Origin of the sequence: Aliarcobacter sp., assembly GCF_041672065.1 — a bacterium.
GTDB classification, from domain to species: Bacteria; Campylobacterota; Campylobacteria; order Campylobacterales; family Arcobacteraceae; genus Aliarcobacter; species Aliarcobacter skirrowii.
Genome location: NZ_JBAZAH010000090.1, coordinates 1 through 3,032, shown reverse-complemented (window position 1 = coordinate 3,032; position 3,032 = coordinate 1). Strand labels below are relative to the sequence as shown.

The following is a 3,032-nucleotide window of genomic DNA, read 5'->3' as shown; positions in this document are numbered from 1 at the left end:
ATCTCAAAGGAAAACTTTTAATTAATGAGCAAATAAAAAGAAATAGTGTTCATAAAGAGAGATTTTATGTACAATATGATGAGTATAATCAAAATAGAGCAGAAAATAGACTTATAAAATCTACTTTAAAATTACTATCAAATATTTCAAAAGAATTTAATAATCAAAGAAAAATAAGACAATATATGCAACATTTGAATTGGATTGATTTATCACTTAATATTGATAAAGATTTTTCTATGGTTAAAACAGGTCGTGGAATGGAACACTACAAAAATGCTCTGATTTGGTCTAAAGTATTTTTGAAAAAAGAGTCATTTAGCTCTTTTAGTGGAGATACTGTTGCCTTTGCTATTTTGTATCCAATGGAAAAACTTTTTGAATGTTTTGTAGAGTGGTGGCTCGAAAAAAAATATCCACATCTTCAAATAGAAGCTCAAAATGGTGGAGTTGATTTTGTAAAAAAACTATTTACTGTAAGACCTGATTTTTTAATCAAAAAAGATAATCAAGTTATTTGTGTAGCAGATGCAAAATGGAAATTAATAGAGAGTGATAAAGAGTTTTCACAAAGTGATTTTTATCAGTTATTTGCTTATAAGCATATATTTTTAAAAGAACAAAAAGAGAATTATAAAGATGAAATTTGTGAACTTATGAGTTTAAAAATTTATTATCCAAAATCAGATTTTTTAGAAAATAATAGAATATTTGAATATTTTGAAAATGAAGGAAATATTAAAATTGTCCCTCTTGATATTGAAACAGAATTACTACAAGAGAGCAAAAATTTATTCATGGAATAAAAGAATTGTTGTGATATTTACTCCTCATCTTCATGCTCTTGTAGCATAATAATGATTTTTTCATAAATATCAGCTGCTTGTTCATCTGTAATTTCATCTTTTTCAATAGCATTTAAAATAGTATTCAACTCTTGTAAAAATGACTCCATATCTTTTTTTGCTTCAATATCATCATTACAAGCATTATTGCTTGATATTAGCTCATTTAACTCATCTAAAAAAGCTTTAGATTCTGGAATCATTGTTTGCTCAACAACATTTTTTAACTCTAATTTTATATTAATCACTTATTTCCTTTTTTTATAATTTCGTATTTTACTTAATAAATTATATAAACTCATTTATAGCCAAAGCTAATAAACTTTAAATTATAATGTTTTAGATAAAAATATTAAGGTTTAGTTTGAATATAGATGAAAATTTTAAAAAGTTATTAGAGAGTATTTGTAGTGAAGATATTGATATTATTGATAAACTAAAATATATTATCGCTTTTATTAGACCAAAAAGTAAAGATAATATTGATTTGAGTGTAAATTCAATAAATAAGATTATTGATTTTTTTAACTCACAAGATGAGTTGGCACAAAACATATCTAACTCTATAAATCAAATTTTTATAGAATCAAAAATATCTACAAATATTGTTCATTTTGGGATTTTATCAAACAACTACTTCTCTTATGAGGCAAGAGAGAGGTTTTATAATAAATTTCTACCAAATCCACCAAAAAAAGGCGATTTAAACTATATTTTTGGAACTATATTTAATAAAAAAGATGATTTTAAGTGGGTTTGCTCTATTGAAAATAGTATATGGGTAGAGTTTTTTAAAGCTCTATTTAATAACTCAAAAAATATAACAAAAACAAAAAATCATCTTTTTAATGAACTTTTAGATGCACTTGAAATTTTATCTATTTGGATAGCAGCTGAAGAGTTTGATTCAAATTTTATTAGGCTTGATAAAAAATTATTAAATAAAGATTCAGCTTTTATAGCATTACAAAGAAATATAGCATCATATATAGAAAATATTCAATCAGATTTTGTAAATATTGAAATTACAAAATCAAAATTAGAGGAGTTGGATGTTTTAATACAACAATCTTATGAGCAAGTGAGTGCTTTAAAAAGAAAATCTCTTCATAATGGTATTTCAATAGATTTAACATATCAACTTGAAAGATTAACTCAGATGATAAAAAGAGTTGAATATATCTTAGAATTAATAAAATATTTTGATACAAAAGATTCAAATGAAATTTTTGTAAATTTTTTTAAAGAATCAGTTGTACAAAATAGTAAAAAAAATTCATTAATAGATTTATATAAACAGGGAATAAAAATTGTAGCAAGAAGTGTTACAAACTATACAAGTGAACATGGTGAACACTATATAGCAACTGATTTAAAAGCTTATTTTAAAATGTTTCTTAGTGCAGCTGGAGCTGGAATTATAATAGCTATTATGGCGCTTATAAAAATCAATATCACTCAAGCTGGATTTTCAATAGGAACTCAAACATTTTTAAGTAGTTTAAATTATGGTTTAGGATTTGTATTTATACATATTTTAGGTTTTACTGTTGCTACAAAACAACCAGCTATGACAGCATCAAAACTAGCACAAGAGATAGAGCAAGATGAAAACAATAAGGCAAATCAAAAAAAGATTATTGATTTAATATTTCAAGTTAGTCGTTCTCAATTTTCAGCAATTGCTGGAAATGTAATACTAGCAATAAGTGTAGCATTTTTGATATCTTATTTAGCTATAAAAAATGGTTATATAATCTTAGATGATGAGGATATAAAATACTATTTAAAAAATCTTGAACCAAACATAGCACTATTTTATGCAGCAATTGCTGGAGTATGGCTCTTTTTATCTGGATTAATCTCAGGTTATTTTGACAATAGAGCTGATTTATTGGAGTTAAAAGATAGATACTATCATCAACCTTTACTAAAAAAACTAATAAGCGATAAGTATAGAGAAAAATTTGCAACATATTTACATGAGCATTATGGTTCAATATTAGGGAACTTCTTTTTTGGTATTCTTTTGGGAATAACACCTTTTATTGGATATTTATTAAATCTTCCACTTGATATTTCGCATGTTGCATTTTCAAGCGCATATTTAGGATATACATCAATGCATTTTGATATATCTGTAACTCTTTTTATATACTATCTAGTTTGTGTTTTACTAATAGGTTT

Annotated in this window: 2 protein-coding genes and 1 pseudogene; 2 read left to right on the top strand and 1 reads right to left on the bottom strand. The window is 24.7% G+C overall.

What is annotated here, in order from left to right:
* A pseudogene (locus WC168_RS09450) lies at positions 1–806 on the top strand (hypothetical protein); the annotation flags it as partial.
* Positions 807–823: 17 nt separating this feature from the next.
* Here the strand turns inward: WC168_RS09450 and WC168_RS09445 are convergent.
* The gene (locus tag WC168_RS09445; RefSeq protein WP_066350649.1) at positions 824–1,093 is read right to left on the bottom strand and encodes a DNA repair protein Rad50; all 270 of its coding nucleotides are present in this window, start codon (positions 1,091–1,093) and stop codon (positions 824–826) included.
* Between the two features lie 116 nt (positions 1,094–1,209).
* Between WC168_RS09445 and WC168_RS09440 the strand changes: the two genes are divergently transcribed.
* Positions 1,210–3,032, top strand: a 1,823-nt coding sequence (locus tag WC168_RS09440) for a hypothetical protein (RefSeq protein ID WP_372618899.1), incomplete at its 3' end; no start/stop codon positions are given.